The following is a 16,669-nucleotide window of genomic DNA, read 5'->3' on the forward strand; positions in this document are numbered from 1 at the left end:
GGATTCGAAGGATTTGACCGCGTTGAAAGCGCGCAGCGGAATCTCGACTGGCATTGCAACAAACGGGTTCCCCCGCAGTTGTCCAGGCCGGAACAGCTAAGTGGGCAGGGCTCTCATGGCAACGGACGAACTGGTCAAGACGACCACGGGCATCGCCCATCACGGCGCCGAGCGGCTCCCCTCGGTGGACATCGACAGTTTCAACATCGAGATCAAGGACGAGGACGGCTTCCTCGGCGACCGCGCCAGCAAGGGCGCGTTCCGGGAGGTGCTCGAGCGCTGGCGCAAGCCGCTGCGCAAGACCGGGGAGGACCCGTTCGGCAAGGTGCCGACCGAGGAGATCAACAAGAAGACGCTGGACGCGATCCTGGTCGGCGACGACGTCGAGGCCTCGGCCGTGGTGCACAGCGCGATCGAGGATTTCTCCCAGGAGCTCGTCTATGTCACGCGCCGTTTTCTCAAGACCAAGGCCTGGGCCAAGACCGAGCGCATCGTGGTCGGCGGCGGCTTTCGCGATTCCCGACTCGGCGAGCTCGTGATCGCCCGCGCCGAGATCATCCTCAAATCCGAGGACTTCAAGATCGACCTGCTGCCGATCCGTCACCACCCCGACGAGGCCGGCCTGATCGGCGCGCTGCACCTGGCGCCGTCCTGGATCTTCGAGGCCCATGACAGCATCCTCGCCGTCGACATCGGCGGCACCAACATCCGCTGCGGCCTGGTGGAAACCAGCTGGAAGAAGGCCAAGGACCTGTCGAAGGCCAAGGTCGTGCACTCCGAGCTGTGGCGTCATGCCGATGACGAGCCGACGCGCGAAGGCGCGGTGAAGCGGCTGACCAAGATGCTGAAGGCATTGATCACCGAAGCCGAGAACGAAGGCTACAAGCTCGCGCCGTTCATCGGTATCGCCTGCCCCGGCGTGATCAATCCGGACGGATCGATCGAGAAGGGCGCGCAGAATCTCCCCGGCAATTGGGAAAGCAGCAAGTTCAACCTGCCGGCGAGCCTGCTCGAGGGGATCCCGCAGATCGGCGAGCACGATACCGCGATCCTGATGCACAATGACGGCGTGGTGCAGGGCCTCTCGGAGGTGCCATTCATGCAGGACGTCGACCGCTGGGGTGTGCTCACCATCGGCACCGGCCTCGGCAATGCCCGCTTCACCAACCGCCGCAAGGAAAGCGGCAATGGAGGCAATGGAAAAAACCGGGATTCCACGGAGAACGGCAAGAAAAAGGGCAAGGACAGCAAATAGAGCGCGAGCGCAGTAACCTTGACCGGTTAGGTTAAGGACCGGATTGCGTTGCGGCGCGCCCGCCGCACGCTAGGGTCGAATCGTCGCCTCACCTGGCCGGCGAAGCCGCCCTTCACGGTCAGCATTTCAATGAGCGGCATCGGGACCGCCAGTGTTTACCGCGTCTGGCGGTCCCACCCCATTCCTCAGCTCCAGCCGATCCGCTCGAAGAACGCCGCGATCTCCGCGGCCGCGCGATCCGGGTCTTCCCGATGCGGGAAGTGGCCGACGCCGGGAAACATCTTGAGATCGAGCGCGCTGAAGCTCTCGGACAGCCGATCGGTCCACGCATAGGGAAACAGCGGGTCGTGCTCGGCCCAGCGCACGCAGGTCGGCACGCCGATCGGCGGCAGACGCGGCGCCTCACCCTTCATCATCGCGACGCGCCCGGCATGCGAGGCGCGATAATGCGCAAAGCCGCCGGCGAGATTGCCCTCTTTCAGGAAATTGTCGGCGAAGGCGTCGAGCACATCATCGAAGGCGTTCTTCCGGTGTGCCCAGCTTTTCAGGAAATGGCCGATATAGAGCCGACAGCTCTCGCGGCTGGCACCGACCAGCGCAGGCGCCATCTCCATCTGGTGGAAGGACTGGTACCAGATGTGGTTGAGCCTGTCGGGTGCGGCCATCCGCGCGCCGATCCCGGGATAGACGAAATCGAAGAAGAACAGCCCAGTGAGCCGCCCGGGCGCCAGCCGGGCCAGAGGCTGCATCACGGCGCCGCCGACGTCGTGGCCGACCACGCCGAATCGGTCGATGCCGAGCCGGTCCATCAGCGCCAGCATGTCCGCGGCATGGCCGTCCGGACCAAAGGGCCCATCGGGCTTGTCGCTGTCGCCGAAGCCGCGCAAATCGGGCGCTACAAGCGTGAAGCGGTCGGCCAGCCGCGCCATCACCGGCTCCCAGGTCAGCCAGAATTCCGGCCAACCATGCAGCAAAAGCAGCGGTTTGCCGCGACCAGTGCGGACCAGGTGGAAATCGGCGCCATTGGCCGAAACGGTGAGATGCTCCATGAGAGTTCCTCCAGGCGAGGGGAAGGGGGCGAAAGAGGCAGCGGATTTTCCCCTTTCGCGCCTTGTCTGGCCCGCCATCCTCGCCTATTAACGCCCCCAACCACAGGGGCCGCTGCTCCTATATGGCGCCTTCAGGAGAGGTGGCAGAGTGGTTGAATGCACCGCACTCGAAATGCGGCATAGGTGCAAGCCTATCGGGGGTTCGAATCCCTCCCTCTCCGCCATCAAAATCGAAAACAGCCGAAAACAGCGAGTCCTTCGATCCGAACGGCATGGCGCTTCCCGGTGGTCCCGAAAGCTCCTGCGCGGCTCAAGCCTAAAGCAGCTTGTCCGGTGTCAGCGGCAGATCGCGGATGCGCCTGCCGGTGGCGTTGAACGCGGCGTTCGCGATCGCCGCAGCGACGCCAGCGATGCCGATCTCGCCGATGCCGCGCGCGCCCATCGGGGTGCGGGGATCGGGAATATCGGTCCACAGCACGTCGATGTCGGGCACGTCGAGATGGGCCGGGATGTGATAGTCGGCAATGGACGCACTGATGATCCGCCCGCTGCGCTCATCGAGCAGGGTCTCTTCCGTCAGCGCCATGCCTATTCCCATGATCATGCCGCCGCGAAACTGGCTGGCCGCCGTCTTCGGATTGAGGATGCGGCCGCAATCGAACGAGCCGACGAGACGGTCGACGCGCACCTCCCCCGTCACCTCGCTGACGCGCAATTCGCAGAAGATCGCGGACCGGCTGTGCATCGAGAATTTCAGCACCTCCAGGGGCGCCGAGCTTTCGCCGACGACGCTGATGTCGCTGCGCGCGGCACGCTTCAGGATCGACGCGAAGCTTTCATGCCGCGACGGATCGCCGATCTTGCGCAAGCCTGCATCGGCGAACTCGATCTCGTTCGCCCGCAGGCCCGCCAGCGGCGTGTCGTTGCCGGCCAGGCGCAGCAGTTCGCCGGCAAGCTTCGTGCTCGCCGCATTGATCGCTGCGCCAAGCGACGCCGTTTGCGACGAACCGCCGGCAAAGCTGCCGAACGGCAAGCTCGTATCGCCGATCCGAACGGTGACGCTGTCGAGCGGAAGTCCGAGACGATCGGCGGCGTGCTGCCGCTGCACGGTTGCCGTGCCCATGCCCATTTCGTGCGCGGCACTCGCCACGGTCGCGCGACCATCGCCATCGATCGTGATGCGGGCGGACATGCCCGGCATCCGCACGTAGGGGAACGAGCCGGACGCGCATCCCATGCCGACCAGCCACTCGCCTTCCTTGCGCGAACGCGGCGTGGACGGACGCCGCTCCCAGCCGAAGCGTTTGGCGCCGAGGTCGTAGGCCAGCATCAGGTCGCTCTGCGAATGCGGCGCGCCGCTGACCGGATCGGAGTGACCGATATTGCGGCGCCGCAGCTCGATCGGGTCGATCTGCAGTTCATGCGCCAGCTCGTCCATCGCACTCTCGACCGCGAAAGTCCCTGGCGCCTCGCCCGGCGCGCGCATGAAAGTGTTGGCGAGCAAATCGAGGTCGATGGCGTGCTGCACGACGTCGAAGCTTCGTGCCGCATAGAGCGAGCGGCTGGTCAGCGTGAACGCCTCGTCGGTGACGCTGTGCGCGGGCTTGACCGAATAGCCGTGATGAAGAAGCGCCAGCAGACTGCCGTCGCGGTCGGCCGCGAGCGCCACGCGCTGCTCGGTCTGCGAACGGCCGCCGACAAGACGCTGCATGCTGGCCCGCGACAGCACCAGCCGGACCGGCCGCTGCGCGAGTTTCGCCGCCGCGGCGCCGAGGATCTGATGATCCCATAGGGCCTTGCCGCCAAAGCCGCCGCCGACGAAAGGCGAACTGACGAAGACCTGCGTCTCCTTGATGTCGAACACCTTCGCCAGCGAACCGGCCGTGCCGTTCAACATCTGCGTGGCGTCGTGCACGATCAGCCGGTCACCGTCCCAACGGATGGTTGCGGCATGGGGTTCCATGGGGCTGTGACTGTGCCAGGGCGTGCGATAGACCGCGTCGACGACAGTGGCCGCCGTCTTGAATGCGGTATCCGCATCGCCCTTCTTCAGCCGGTTACGCTCAATCATAAGCGAATCCGGCGTGCGGGCATTTGCCTTGCCGGCCTCGAAGTCCGTCCGCGCAGCGACCACCTCATAGCGGACGAGGACCAGCGACGCGGCGAAGTTCGCCTGCTCCTGCGTCTCGGCGAGCACGACGGCCACCGTCTGGCCGTTCCAGCGGATCTCTGCGTCCTGCATCACCGGCAGGATGTTGTTGCCGGCCGCCTTCAGATTGGTCAGGCCGATCGGCGGCGGCAGCGCCATTTTCGGGGCGTTGCGGTGGGTCATCACCAGCGCGACGCCGTCCGCCGCCTCGGCGGCAGCGATGTCGAGTTCGGCAATGCGCCCGCGCGCAATCGTGGAGTGGACGAAAGCCGCGTAGAGCAGCCCTTCCATGGGAACCTCGGCCGCGAAGCGCGCGGCGCCCTTCACCTTGTCGGGGCCGTCGACGCGCGACTGCTGCGTCCCGAGGTTGACGCGCTTGTCGATCAGCGGATCCGGCGTGCCGCCCGGCAACCAGCTGCCGGGAACGTAACCCATCGCGGCGCGGACGCCGCCGACGATCGCATTCTGCAGCTTGCTCATGCGTCCGCTCCGGTCAGTTGAGCGAGCACGGCCACGATGGTCCGCTTCGCGAGTTCGACCTTGAAGGCATTGCCGTCAAACGTGCTGGCCGCCGCCAGTTCGGCATCGGCCGCTGCACGAAAGCGATCCGGCGTCGGCGCCTCACCCAGCAGCATCTTCTCGGCCTGCCGCGCGCGCCATGGCTTGGCGGCCACGCCGCCGAGCGCGATCCTGATATCCCGGATCTTGCCGTCGACGACATCGACACCGGCGGCGACCGATATCAGCGCGAATGCATAGCTCGAACGATCGCGCACCTTGCGATAGGTCGAGCGCGCGGCCGCCGGGCCTGGCGTGAGTTCGATCGCGGTGATCAGTTCGCCCGGATGCAGCACCGTCTCGATCTCAGGCGTCTCGCCCGGCAGGCGATGGAAGTCGGTCAGAGGCACGCTGCGCGCGCCTCCGTTGCCGGCGAGATGAACCGTCGCATCGAGCGCCGCAAGGGCGACGCACATGTCCGATGGATGGGTCGCGATACAATGCGGCGATGCGCCGAGGATCGCGTGATAGCGGTTGAAGCCGCCGATGGCGTCGCAGCCGGCATGCTGCTCGCGCTTGTTACAGCGCGAGCCCGCCGCGTCGTAGAAATAGGCGCACCGCGTGCGCTGAAGGATGTTGCCGCCGACCGTCGCCATGTTGCGGATCTGCGCGGAGGCGCCGGCCAGCAGCGCGCGCGACAGCATCGGATAGCGCGCACGCACAGTTGGGTGCGCCGCCAGCGCGCTGTTGCGCACCGCCGCGCCGATCCTGAGGCCGCCATCAGGCAGCTCGATGATTTCGGCCGGCAGGCGCGAGACATCGACCAGCGCCTGCGGCGCCTCGATGTTCTGTCGCATCAGATCGACGAGATTGGTGCCGCCACCGAGGTAGCGGGCGCCTCCTGAGGCCGCGGCAGCCAGCGCCGCATCCTGGTCGGCGACGCGCTGATAGGCGAAGGGTCTCATGCCGCTTCTCCGTCCATCAGCGTCTCGATGGCATCGATGATCCCGTTGTGCGCGCCGCAGCGGCACAGATTGCCGCTCATGCGCTCGCGGATCTCGTGGCGCCGTGCGCCTGTCGGGCCTTCGGCGAGGTCGGCCGTGACATAGCTGGGATCGCCGCGACGCAATTCCTCGATCATGGCGATCGCCGAGCAGATCTGGCCCGGCGTGCAATAGCCGCACTGGAAGCCGTCATGTTCGATGAAGGCATGCTGCAGCGGATGCAACTCGCCGTCTTGAGGGGCGAGGCCTTCGATGGTGCGCACCTCGCGGCCATCGGCCTGGACGGCCAGTGTCAGGCACGACAGCACCCGCACGCCGTCGATGATGACGGTGCACGCGCCGCAGCCGCCCTGGTTGCAGCCGAGCTTCGTCCCGGTCAGGCCGAGGCGCTCCCGGAGCAGGTCGAGCAGGGACATTCTGGGGTCGTCGGGAGGAGGATGTGCGATTCCGTTGACGACGATAGCCATCGATGCCTCCATCTCTGGGCCAAGCTCAAGCTCCGGCAGCCATCACAAGATAATACGAACTTCGTACTATTCAAGTTTCGTTGTCGGCAATCTTTTCGGTCAGGCGGATCAGTTCATCCTGTTCGGACGTGTCCAGCGCCCGGAGCATGGTCCGGCACGCCTGCCGGTAACCCTCGATCTGCTCCTCGACCACCTGGCGCCCCCTGTCGTTGGCGCTCAGGGCCACCGCGCGGCGATTGTCCTCGGGCCGGCGACGCTCGACCAGGTCTCTCTTCACCAGCCGATCGACGGCAGAGGACATCGTCGTCATGGCGACATTGAGATAGCGCGCGACATCGCCCATGCCGCAACCGGGATGTTCGGCGATGAACATCAGGGTCTGGGCGTCGAGCGCGTTGAGCGCATTGTCGGCCGCAGCCACCGCCTCGGCCACCTTGAACCGCCGCGTGAAACGTCCGAACGCGCGCGTCAGTTGCTCGACTTGGTCTCGGGTTGGCTCAGGCATGGCGGCAACAAAACATGTTCGGCCGTTCGGGGCCAGAGATGGATGCAGGAAACAGCGATTGTTGCTGCAGGGATGCGTCCCCGGCAGAGCGTCGGGCAGACACTGCTCCAGCCGCTAACTCTTTCCGCCAGACCGATACCGCACATGATCAATCAACGCCCGCAGCTTCGGCGGAAGATTGCGCCGGTCGGGGAAGTAGAGGAAGAACCCGCGGAAGAACGGACAATAGTCCTCCAGCACCGGCACCAGCTCGCCTCGCTCGATATAGGGGCGGAACGTCTCCTCCATGCCAAACGTCAGGCCGCCGCCGGCACAGGCGGTGCGCACCATCACCCACATGTCGTTGGTCGTGATCCGTGGCTCCACCGCGACGTCGAACTCGCGCCCGTCCTCGGCAAATTCCCAGCGGTAAGGCGCGACGTGCGGCGCGGGCCGCCAGCCGATGCAGCAATGCTGTGGAAGCTCGCGCGGGTGAGACGGGGTGCCGAAGCGCTGCAGATAGGACGGCGCGGCGACGACGAGCTGGCGCTGATCGCCTGAAACAGGCACGGCGATCATGTCCTGCTCGATCACCTCGCCGAGCCGGACGCCGGCGTCGTAGCCCTCGGCCACGATGTCGAATTCCTCGTCGGTCACGCTGACGTCGACCTGCACGCCGGGATTCGCTTGCGTGAACTCGGCCAGCAGCGGGCCGCGGATGAATCGCTCGGCGATCGACGACACGGCCAGGCGCAGCTGCCCGGTCGGCTGCGCGTCGCGGTCGCGGGCGCCGTTGATCGCCTGTTCGACTTCGGCGACCGCCGGCGCCACGCGCTCATGCAGGCGCAGGCCGGCTTCGGTGAGGCTGACGCTGCGCGTCGTGCGCTGGACGACGGCCACGCCCAGTTGGTCCTCCATGCGCCGGATAGCCTGGCTCACGGCGGACCGGGTCACCCCCAGCCGGTCGGCGGCGCGGCGGAAGCTCTTGGCATCCGCGACGGCGATGAAAACGGCGACGAGATTGAGATCGGTGGCCATTGGTTAGTATAGCTTACCACCCCGGTCATCATTGGCCAACTTATCTCACGTGCCGCGCAGGGCTATCTCCCGGCTATCGGATGGAGGCTCTGATGACCGCACTTGATCAATACCGCCTGCTTGGCCGCTCCGGTTTGCGCATATCCCCGCTCGCCCTGGGCACGATGACCTTCGGGACCGAATGGGGATGGGGCGCCGACCCCGATGAGGCCCGGCGGATCTTCGACCTCTATGTCGACCGCGGCGGCAATTTCATCGACACCGCCGTGAACTACACCAACGGCGCGTCCGAGCGCCTGGTCGGCCAGTTCGCCCGCGACAAGCGCGATCGTCTCGTGCTCGCGACCAAGTTCACCATGGCGCGCGATCCCGGCAATCCCAATTCGGGCGGCAACCACCGGCTCAACATGATGCGTTCGGTGGAGCAGAGCCTGCGGCAGCTCGCCACCGACCGTATCGAGCTGCTGTACCTCCACGGCTGGGATGCGACGACGCAGCCGCATGAAGTGATGCGCGGCCTGGACGATCTCGTGCGCAGCGGGAAGGTTTTGTATGTCGGCATCTGCAACACGCCTGCCTGGCGCATTTCACAGCTGCAGACTCTTGCTGAGCTGCGCGGCTGGTCGCCCTTCGTCGCCCTGCAGATCGAATATAATCTGGTCGAGCGCACCGTCGAGCACGAGCTTATTCCGCTGGCAGCCGCCCTCGGCCTCGGCGTGCTGCCCTGGTCGCCGCTCGGCGGCGGCGTGCTCACCGGCAAGTACACCCGGGCCGATCTCAGGGATTCACAGGAGCGCGGCGTCGGAACGACGCGCGCCTCGATCATCGCGTCGTCAGGCCTGCTCAACGAGCGGTCGCTGGACGCGGCGGAGATGGTGCGCGCCGTCGCCGCCGAGCTCGGTGCGACGCCCTCGCAGGTGGCCATCGCCTGGACGCTGGCAAATCCTGCGGTCGGCGCACCGGTGATCGGGGCCCGCACGCTGCAGCAGGCCGAAGACAATTTCGGCGCCGTCGGGATTTCGCTATCGCCTGAGCAGATGGCGCGCCTCGACCAGGCGACCGCGCCGGAGCCGATCTTTCCCGGCCGTTTCCTGCGCCGGCCGATGGTCGAGCAGCTCATCTTCGGCGGCGCCACAGTCGCCCGGCGCGGATAAATCCTGAACAACAAGTCGGCGATGTCTGGCCGACCCGCGCGTGCATCACTTCGGGGCAGACGACATTTTGCACCAGAAAGGGAGACACCAATGGCAACCATGCTCAACCGCGCACTTGCAGCGTGCGTCTACGCGGTCATCGTCACGGCCTCCACCCTGACCACGGCGGCGCCCTGCGGACAGGCCAATTCCGTGCAGGACGACAACAAGCGGATCGTCACCGATGCATTCGATCGGTGGGCGGCGGGAGGAACCAGCTTCTTCAACGACCTGCTGCACGACGACGCGGTCTGGCGCATCAAGGGATCGGGCTCAAGCGCCGGCGAATTCCGAGGGCGTGATGTGTTCGTGGATCGCGCGGTGCGCCCGTTCGCGAGCCGATTGTCGACGCCGGTGCGTCCGACAAGCGTGAGGATCTTTGCCGATGGCGACCATGTCATCGCGCATTGGGAGGGCAGCGGCGTGGCGCGCGACGGCAAGCCTTACGCGAACAGCTATGCGTGGATCATGCGCATGCAGGACGGCAAGGCGGCGGAGGTGACGGCGTATCTCGACCTCGCACCCTATGATGATGTCCTGCGGCGCATTCCCTCGCCGGCGCAATAGCGCCGGCTGCACGCTGACATGATGGCGATGCGGCCGCTCCATTCATGGCGAAGTCGCCGCATTGCCGGACGCTTCCGGGGGCCGATCCAGACGCCGCATCACCCGACCTGGCCCGCTCGGATGGTGCCCGACGCATGCTCGTTGAGGCGCCTGCGTAAGCCATTGATATTGCTGGCATCGTCTACTGTGCATGGGGTTGTTTTCGACTTTCATGTTGTCCAAGCCCCGCAAAACGGCCTCGAGCCGCCCTCTTGAACCCACGTCCCGCACGATCCGACCTAGCAAGGTCCCGCCATCCGGCGGGTGCCAGGTGATTCCAGGACGATGTTTGACAAGACCTACCGCCAGCGCCTCGAAGCCGATCTTGCGCGATGGGAGGCCGATGGCGTGATCGCGCCGGCTTCTGCCGCGTCCATCCGCAATGCGTTGCCGCCGCTTCCCGCCGGCATCAACATCGCCGTCGTCGTCGCCATCGTCGGCGGCCTCTTGATCGCGGCAGCCTTCCTCGCCTTCGTCGCGGCGCATTGGACCGAGATCGCGCGGCTGCTGCGGTTTGCGATCCTGCTCGCCGGCATGATCGTCTCCGGCGGCCTCGGCGCGTGGTTCGCCGCGAGGGGCCGCACCGTGCTCGCCGATCTCTGCGCCAGCATCGGCGCCATTGTTTTCGGCGCGGGCATCGCGCTGGTCGGCCAGATGTATCATCTCGGCGAGGATTTTGCCGGCGGCATGCTGCTGTGGTCGATCGGCGCCTTTGCCGGCGCGCTGCTGACCGGCTCGCGCGGCGCGCTCGCGGTCGGGCTCGTGGCTGCCTCGATCTGGACTTGCATGCGGACGACCGACACGCCGGATGCGCTGCATCTGCCGTTCGTGGCGGTCTGGCTGATCGCCGCCGCGACGGCCTTCGTGTGGAATTCGCGCGTCGCGGCGCATCTCGTCGCGACCGCGCTGCTGCCGTGGTGGATCGCGACCTCGCTGCGCTTCGAGTTCGATGGTGCCCAGCAGTCCTTTCTGCTCGCGAACGGAGCGGCCCTGGTGTTCGGTGCCGGGCTGGCGATCGCCGCCACGCGGTCGCCGCGCGCGCTCGTTCTCGGCAACGTGCTGTCGGTCTATGGCGCGTTTGCGCTGGCCGCCGTTGCCTGCCTCGAGGTGACCACCGCCGACGACATCCTCCGCATCCGCACCAAGACGGTGCCCGCTCAGCCGATCTGGGCGATCCTGTGCGGGGTCGCGGGCGTGGTGCTGGCGCTCGCATCCGCAGCGATCACCAGGCGCGCCGGTGAAGTCCTGGCGGCCAGCGCGATCGGGCTGGTGCTGCTCGCCGCGCCGCTCTGGCCGGCTGCCGAAGCCGGCGAGCCCTGGCTCGCCTATGCCGCGCTGCTCTGCGCCATGCTGTGCCTCGTCGTCTCGGGCATGCTCGATGACGTGCGCCCGCGCATCCTTGCCGGCTGGCTCGGCATTGCCGGCGTGGTCACGGGCATCACCTGGGCGGTGAAAGGCTCGCTGCTGCACCGCTCGGTCTTTCTCGCCGCGGCCGGCCTCGTCGCCGTTGCCTTTGCAACCGCACTCAACCGCATGCTGCCGAGGGCCGCGCGATGATCGAGCTTGTCACATCCGTCACAAGGCTCTGGCAGCGTATTCCGAAAGCCGTGCTGTTCGCTGTCGCCGTCTTGGTTCAATGCGCGCTGCTGGTGCTGATGGTCGCCGATCGCATGCAGATCCTGCGCGAAGGCACCGAGGTGACCCTGCAGACGCAGCCGGTCGACCCGCGCGATCTGCTGCGCGGCGATTACGTCGTGCTCAGCTACGACATCTCGCAAGTGCCGGCCGGCGCACTCGCCGGCAAGCCCGCCGACGCGCGCCATCCCGATGTCTTCGTTAAGCTCGCGCCCAATGCCAAAGGCCTTTACGAGGCGGTCTCCGTGCACGCCGAGCCCGTCGCCGTCACCGCGCCCCAAGTGCTGATCCGCGGCCGCGTCGGTAGTTACGGCGGGTCCTGCGGCGAAGATCGGCGCCGGTTCTGCGACAAGCTGCCGATCAAATACGGACTCGAAAGCTATTTCGTGCCCGAGGGTGAGGGCAAGAAGCTCGAGGACGCCCGCAACCAGCAGAAGCTGCGCATCGTCGCTGCGGTGTTGCCCTCCGGCCGCGCCGCCATCAAGCGCCTGCTGCTCGACGGCGAGCCAGTCTATGAGGAGCCGTTGTATTAGGCACTCGCTTTCAGCGCCCGCCGCAGCACGTCCCACACGCGCGCATCGTTCATATGCGCCACGTTGAACCGCATGAGATCCGGCGCCGTCTGCGCTACGCTGAAGACGTTGCCCGGCGCCAGCACCACGTCCTCTTCGAGTGCAGCACGCGCGACGGCGGTGGCATCCAGACCGCCCGCGAGGCGGCACCAGAGGAAGAAGCCACCGCGCGGCATCAGCCAGGGTTCGATCCGCAGCGCCTGAAGCTTTCGCGCGACGTCGCGGCGCGTGCGCGTGAGCTTCTGGCGGAGCTCGTCCATGTGCTTGCGATAGCTGCCGCCGGCCAGCACCTTGGCGATGATCTCGGTCGCGACCGGGCTCGGCCCGCCGAAATTGGAGGCGACCTGGAGGTCGACGAGATGCTCGATCCAATCGGCACGCCCGGCGATGTAGCCGCAGCGCACCGAGGCCGACAGCGTCTTGGAGAAGCTGCCGGTGCGGATCACGCGATTGAGCCCATCCAGCGCCGCAAGGCGCGGTGAGCGCTCCGGCTCGAAGTCGCCGAAAATGTCGTCCTCGATGATGGTGAGGTCGTGCGCGGCGGCCGCGGTCAGCAGCCGGTGCGCAGTCTGCAGCGACAGCGTCGCGCCGCTCGGGTTGTGCAGGGCCGAATTGGTGATGTAGAGCCGCGGCCGCTCGCTGCGGAGGATCTGCTCGAAGCGCGTCACGTCCGGTCCCGTCGGGGTGTAGGGGACGCTGACGATTCTGGCTTGATGCGCCCGCAGCAGCGCACGGAAGTTGAAGTAGCAGGGATCGTCGACCAGCACGGTGTCGCCGGGACGCAGCAGGAAGCGGCAGATCAGATCGGTCGCCTGCGTGCCGGAGCCCGTCAGCATGAGCTGGTCGGTCGATGCCTCGATCGCATCTTCGGCGAGGCGCGCGAGCAGCAGCCGGCGGAGCGCCATGGCGCCGCGCGTGCTGCCGTAATTGGTGAGCACGCTGGCGTCGGTGCGGGACAGCGCGCGGGCGGCGCGTCGCAGCGCCGCTTCCGGCATCCATTCCGGAGGCAGCCAGCCGCAGCCGGGCTTCGGCACGACCGCATCCGCATCGAGCGACTGACGCGAGACCCAGAACGGATCGACCGCCCGGTCGCGGCGCGGCTCGACCTCGGCCAGCGCAAGCGGCGGCATGATCGACGGCGCAACGTAGAAGCCCGAGCCGCGGCGGGCGCGGATCAGCCCTTCCGCGGCGAGGCGGTCATAGGCTTCGACGATGGTGGACGGCGAAACCTTCATCGTCGCCGCAAGGCTGCGGATCGACGGCAGGCGGTCGCCGGCATTGAGCGCGCGTTCGGCGACCTTGGCGCGGATCGCGCTCATCACATCAAGGGTCCGCGTTCCGCTCCGCCCCTTCGTTGGTGTCCCGCCGTCCAAGCTGTATTGCCTTCCATACCCGTACAGTTTTGTCGGATTGTACTGGATTGTCGCTGGCCTCGCCATCGCTGACGGACGAGGATCGCCGCCCGAAGGACAGGACGGATATGCAATCTGCGGCCAGCGGTTGGGGCAACGGGCTCCTCGGCGTCATCATCTTCAGCGGCTCGCTCCCGGCGACGCGTGTGGCGGTCGGCGGCTTCTCGGCGCTGTTCCTGACGTCCGCGCGCGCGGTGATCGCGGCGCTGATAGGCGTCGCCGTGCTGGGCCTGCTCCGGCAAGCGCGGCCGCAACGCGGCGATCTCGCCTCGCTTACCATCGTCTCGCTCGGCGTCGTGGTCGGCTTCCCCTTGCTGACCGCGCTGGCGCTCCAGCACATCACCTCGGCCCGTTCGATCGTCTTCATCGGCCTGTTGCCGCTGTCGACCGCGATCTTTGCCGTGCTGCGCGGCGGCGAGCGGCCGAAGCCCTTGTTCTGGTTGTTCGCCGTGCTCGGCAGCGCCACCGTGGCGGGCTTCGCCCTGTCGGACGGCGGCGCGGCTTCGCTCGCCGGGGACCTGTTGATGGTGGCCGCAATCGTTCTGTGCGGGCTGGGCTATGCCGAGGGTGCCGCGCTGTCGCGCCGGCTCGGCGGCTGGCAGGTGATCTCCTGGGCGCTGCTGCTCGCGCTGCCGCTGATGGTGCCGGTCGCGGCCTGGAGCTGGCCGCCGACCTGGAGCGGCATCGGCGCGCCCGCCTGGATCGGGCTCGCCTACGTCTCCGTCTTCAGCATGTTCGTCGGATTCATCTTCTGGTATCGCGGGCTTGCGATCGGCGGCATCGCGCGTGTCGGCCAGCTGCAGCAGCTCCAGCCGTTCTTCGGTCTGGCGCTCGCCGGCTTCCTGCTGCACGAGCCCGTCGCCTGGAGCATGATCGCGGCGACCGCGCTCGTGGTCGCCTGTGTCTTCTTCGCGCGCCGATTTGCGTGAGCTCGATGCAGCGCAATTCCTGACCAGGCATTTCGGGCCACCCGTGTTGATCTAGATCAACGTCTGTTCCAGCGCGCCGTGTGCCATTAGACGAAGACAGTTATCTCCTTTGCACATCGCGCGCCTATTTCGCGGCGACGGTACAATACCGGCTTGGCCGGTAGCTTCTGCTTTCTTTACGGATGGGGCGGTGACCGACATCGTCGCTCGACCGACAGAAGTCAGCCCATCATGCGGAGTGTCCATAGCCGATTGAACTCTCGACATCAGTGTAGCTGGGGAGTGGCGTCGTGAACATTAATCGTCGACCCGCTCTCGCCACCTCTAACGGGCGCGGGCAAGATCCGAAACGCGAAATGGCTTGTTCACAAACTGGAGCGAAGGAGGACGTCATGCGACACGGAACTCATCTTTGGTTGGCCGGCGCCGTTATTCTCTGCGCAGCGACGAGCTCGGTGCAGTGGTCGCCAGAGGATGGTCTTTCATGGTCGATTCAGAGCGCAGAGGCTCGCGTCGGGCGACCGGCGACCCCAGCGAGCGTCGCTGGCGTCGCGCGCCGGACGACGCGCCGTGCCGTCGTCGGTGGAGCGGCCGTCGGTGCAGCAGCCGCAGGAGCGGCCGTAGCGGCGCCGACCTGCGCCCGGGTGCTGGTGAACGGCGCCTGGGTCTGTCGCTAGGAGCACCAGCTTTCCCCCGAAGGTGATCGCGGCGACCACGCTCGTCGTCGTCGCGCGACGGTTCGCGTGAGGCCGCCCCTCACGCGCTCCCCATCACGGTCCGCGTCAGCGTGCTCCGTGCGAACTTCTTCAGCGGCATCGGCTTGCCGAACAGGAAGCCTTGCACGAGGTCGAAGCCGAGTTCGTTTGCGGCGACGAGGTCGGCGCGGCTTTCGACGCCCTGAGCGACCGCGCGCGCGCCGTATCCTTGCGCCAATTCGACGATGTGGCGGCACACCGTGCGTTTCAGCCGGTCACCGCCGCTGCCGGTGACGAACTGCCGGTCCGCCTTCAGCTTGACGAAGGGAATCTTGTCCAGACCCATCAGCGACGGCCAGTTGGCGCCGAGATTGTCGATCGACAGGCCGATATTGTGCAGGCCGACTTCGCGCGCGACCTCGGTCAGGAGATCGAGCTCGCCGATCGCCTCCTCGCTGTCGATCTCGACCGTCAGCCCACCGAAGGCCGGATGCGTCGGCACGCGGCGGCAGAGATCGCGCACCGCCTGCGGCTCCTTCAGATAGGACGCCGGCAGGTTGATGGAGAGATCGACCGGGGTCTGCTGCTCCAGCAGATAGTGCCAGTCCTGCATGGCGCGATCGATCACGAATTCCGAGAGGTCACGCAGATGCGGATCGTGCTCCTCGGGAATGAAATAGGCCGGCGGCACCACGCCCCAGGTCGGATGGCGCATCCGCACCAGCGCCTCGGCGCCGCTGCGGACCAGCGTGCGCGCGTCGATCTTCGGCTGGTACCAGAGCTCCAGCCAGCCGGCATGCAGGGCCTCGCCGACATGCACCGCCGGGCTCGGCGCCGGCTCTTCCGGCAGCAGCATCGCGACACGCTCGCGCAGCGTCTCCGCGGCAAAGGGCGTGGTCAGCGGCGGCAGCATCGCAAGGCCATATTCCTCGCCGACCTGCCGCACCGCCCTGACGATGATCGATTCACGGGCGCCGACCGCGAGAACTTTCCCGGCAAAGCCCTCGCGCACCAATATCTCCAGGAATCTGCTCGGCTCGATGCCGTCGGTGGCGACGCCGAGCAGGATCAGGTCCGGCAATTCGGTGGCGAGCACGCTCTGCAGCTCGTCCGCGCTGGCGCATTCGCTGGTGACGAAGCCAAGATCCTCGAGCACCTCGCTGAGAAAAGCGCGCAAGTGACGCTTGCTGTCCGCCACGCAGGCGCGCGGCGTCACCTTTCGTCGTCCGAAGGTCACAGGCCTTCGTCCGACGAGTTCAACAATCCCATCGTTCATCAACACCACTCCCGTTCCGTGACGGTTTCTTAAACGCGGAGCGTGGGTTCAAATAAGGAGAGCTTCACATCGTTGTTGAATTATTTGAGTAACGTTAAGCTCTGCAATTCGAGCTAATTTTTCGGAAGATTCTTCGAAAAGAATTTGCATACTCGGACACCGCACGCGCAACGACAGCCGGCGCATGCGTAATTTCGTGCGCGGGATCGACGCGTGCGCGGGCTTGCAGCATCATGCATCGAGCGATGCGATTGCATGTCACTTCGCTGCAATGACAAGGCCGGTTGAGGATTAATTTCCGGCGGCTTTTTTGGTGTTGCGCGGTGCCGACGGCCTCTTGGCCGCACGATGTGAGAGCAAAAGCGCTCATTCAGGGCGCGCGCATATGTCTCTTTCGCTCGCGACAG

At 66.4% G+C, this 16,669-nt stretch carries 14 protein-coding genes and 1 tRNA gene; 7 read left to right on the forward strand and 8 right to left on the reverse strand.

All coding sequences use genetic code 11. The features are described 5' to 3' along the window. Positions 1–115 precede the first annotated feature (115 nt). The gene (locus LPJ38_RS05470; RefSeq protein WP_145630199.1) at positions 116–1,255 is read left to right on the forward strand and encodes an ROK family protein; all 1,140 of its coding nucleotides are present in this window, start codon (positions 116–118) and stop codon (positions 1,253–1,255) included. A 185-nt stretch (positions 1,256–1,440) separates the two neighbouring features. Here the strand turns inward: LPJ38_RS05470 and LPJ38_RS05475 are convergent, their stop codons facing one another. Further along, positions 1,441–2,304 (reverse strand): alpha/beta fold hydrolase, encoded by an 864-nt coding sequence (locus tag LPJ38_RS05475; protein WP_145630198.1) that lies wholly within the window; start codon positions 2,302–2,304, stop codon positions 1,441–1,443. A gap of 134 nt (positions 2,305–2,438) precedes the next feature. Here LPJ38_RS05475 and LPJ38_RS05480 point away from each other — a divergent pair. Next, positions 2,439–2,528, forward strand: a tRNA-Ser gene (locus LPJ38_RS05480). Between the two features lie 92 nt (positions 2,529–2,620). Here the strand turns inward: LPJ38_RS05480 and LPJ38_RS05485 are convergent. From LPJ38_RS05485 to LPJ38_RS05505, 5 genes are all read right to left on the reverse strand, one after another. Beyond that, positions 2,621–4,888: a xanthine dehydrogenase family protein molybdopterin-binding subunit gene (locus LPJ38_RS05485; protein ID WP_208750516.1), complete on the reverse strand. Its 2,268-nt coding sequence runs from the start codon at positions 4,886–4,888 to the stop codon at positions 2,621–2,623. 41 nt (positions 4,889–4,929) lie between these two features. After that, the gene (locus LPJ38_RS05490; protein WP_145630196.1) at positions 4,930–5,916 is read right to left on the reverse strand and encodes an FAD binding domain-containing protein; all 987 of its coding nucleotides are present in this window, start codon (positions 5,914–5,916) and stop codon (positions 4,930–4,932) included. After that, positions 5,913–6,422: a (2Fe-2S)-binding protein gene (locus LPJ38_RS05495; RefSeq protein WP_145630195.1), complete on the reverse strand. Its 510-nt coding sequence runs from the start codon at positions 6,420–6,422 to the stop codon at positions 5,913–5,915. Before LPJ38_RS05495 ends, LPJ38_RS05490 begins: the two co-directional genes overlap by 4 nt. Before the next feature lie 70 nt (positions 6,423–6,492). Further along, positions 6,493–6,855, reverse strand: a complete 363-nt coding sequence (locus LPJ38_RS05500) for a MarR family winged helix-turn-helix transcriptional regulator (RefSeq protein WP_231088577.1) — start codon at positions 6,853–6,855, stop codon at positions 6,493–6,495. A 186-nt stretch (positions 6,856–7,041) separates the two neighbouring features. Next, positions 7,042–7,944, reverse strand: a complete 903-nt coding sequence (locus tag LPJ38_RS05505; RefSeq protein ID WP_145630193.1) for a LysR family transcriptional regulator — start codon at positions 7,942–7,944, stop codon at positions 7,042–7,044. Between the two features lie 92 nt (positions 7,945–8,036). Here LPJ38_RS05505 and LPJ38_RS05510 point away from each other — a divergent pair, with 92 nt between their 5' ends. The 4 genes from LPJ38_RS05510 to LPJ38_RS05525 all read left to right on the forward strand — a co-directional run bounded on the left by LPJ38_RS05510 (position 8,037) and on the right by LPJ38_RS05525 (position 11,911). After that, a complete protein-coding gene (locus LPJ38_RS05510) occupies positions 8,037–9,098 on the forward strand; it encodes an aldo/keto reductase (RefSeq protein WP_145630192.1) in 1,062 nt (353 codons plus the stop codon). Positions 9,099–9,188: 90 nt separating this feature from the next. Continuing rightward, positions 9,189–9,704: a nuclear transport factor 2 family protein gene (locus tag LPJ38_RS05515; RefSeq protein WP_145630191.1), complete on the forward strand. Its 516-nt coding sequence runs from the start codon at positions 9,189–9,191 to the stop codon at positions 9,702–9,704. A 324-nt stretch (positions 9,705–10,028) separates the two neighbouring features. Next, positions 10,029–11,300, forward strand: a complete 1,272-nt coding sequence (locus LPJ38_RS05520) for a DUF2157 domain-containing protein (protein ID WP_145630190.1) — start codon at positions 10,029–10,031, stop codon at positions 11,298–11,300. Continuing rightward, positions 11,297–11,911, forward strand: coding sequence for a GDYXXLXY domain-containing protein (locus LPJ38_RS05525; RefSeq protein ID WP_145630189.1), 615 nt, complete (start codon positions 11,297–11,299; stop codon positions 11,909–11,911). Before LPJ38_RS05520 ends, LPJ38_RS05525 begins: the two co-directional genes overlap by 4 nt. Here the strand turns inward: LPJ38_RS05525 and LPJ38_RS05530 are convergent. Beyond that, positions 11,908–13,269 (reverse strand): aminotransferase-like domain-containing protein, encoded by a 1,362-nt coding sequence (locus LPJ38_RS05530; RefSeq protein ID WP_231088578.1) that lies wholly within the window; start codon positions 13,267–13,269, stop codon positions 11,908–11,910. The genes LPJ38_RS05525 and LPJ38_RS05530 overlap by 4 nt on opposite strands. 161 nt (positions 13,270–13,430) lie before the next feature. On the opposite strand from LPJ38_RS05530, the gene LPJ38_RS05535 reads away from it, so the two are divergent. Continuing rightward, positions 13,431–14,291, forward strand: a complete 861-nt coding sequence (locus tag LPJ38_RS05535) for a DMT family transporter (RefSeq protein ID WP_145630187.1) — start codon at positions 13,431–13,433, stop codon at positions 14,289–14,291. Between the two features lie 756 nt (positions 14,292–15,047). On the opposite strand, the gene LPJ38_RS05540 is transcribed toward LPJ38_RS05535, so the two are convergent. After that, positions 15,048–16,262, reverse strand: a complete 1,215-nt coding sequence (locus tag LPJ38_RS05540; protein ID WP_145630185.1) for an EAL domain-containing response regulator — start codon at positions 16,260–16,262, stop codon at positions 15,048–15,050. Between the last annotated feature and the right edge of the window lie 407 nt (positions 16,263–16,669).

This window comes from Bradyrhizobium daqingense (assembly GCF_021044685.1).
Classification (GTDB): Bacteria; Pseudomonadota; Alphaproteobacteria; order Rhizobiales; family Xanthobacteraceae; genus Bradyrhizobium; species Bradyrhizobium daqingense.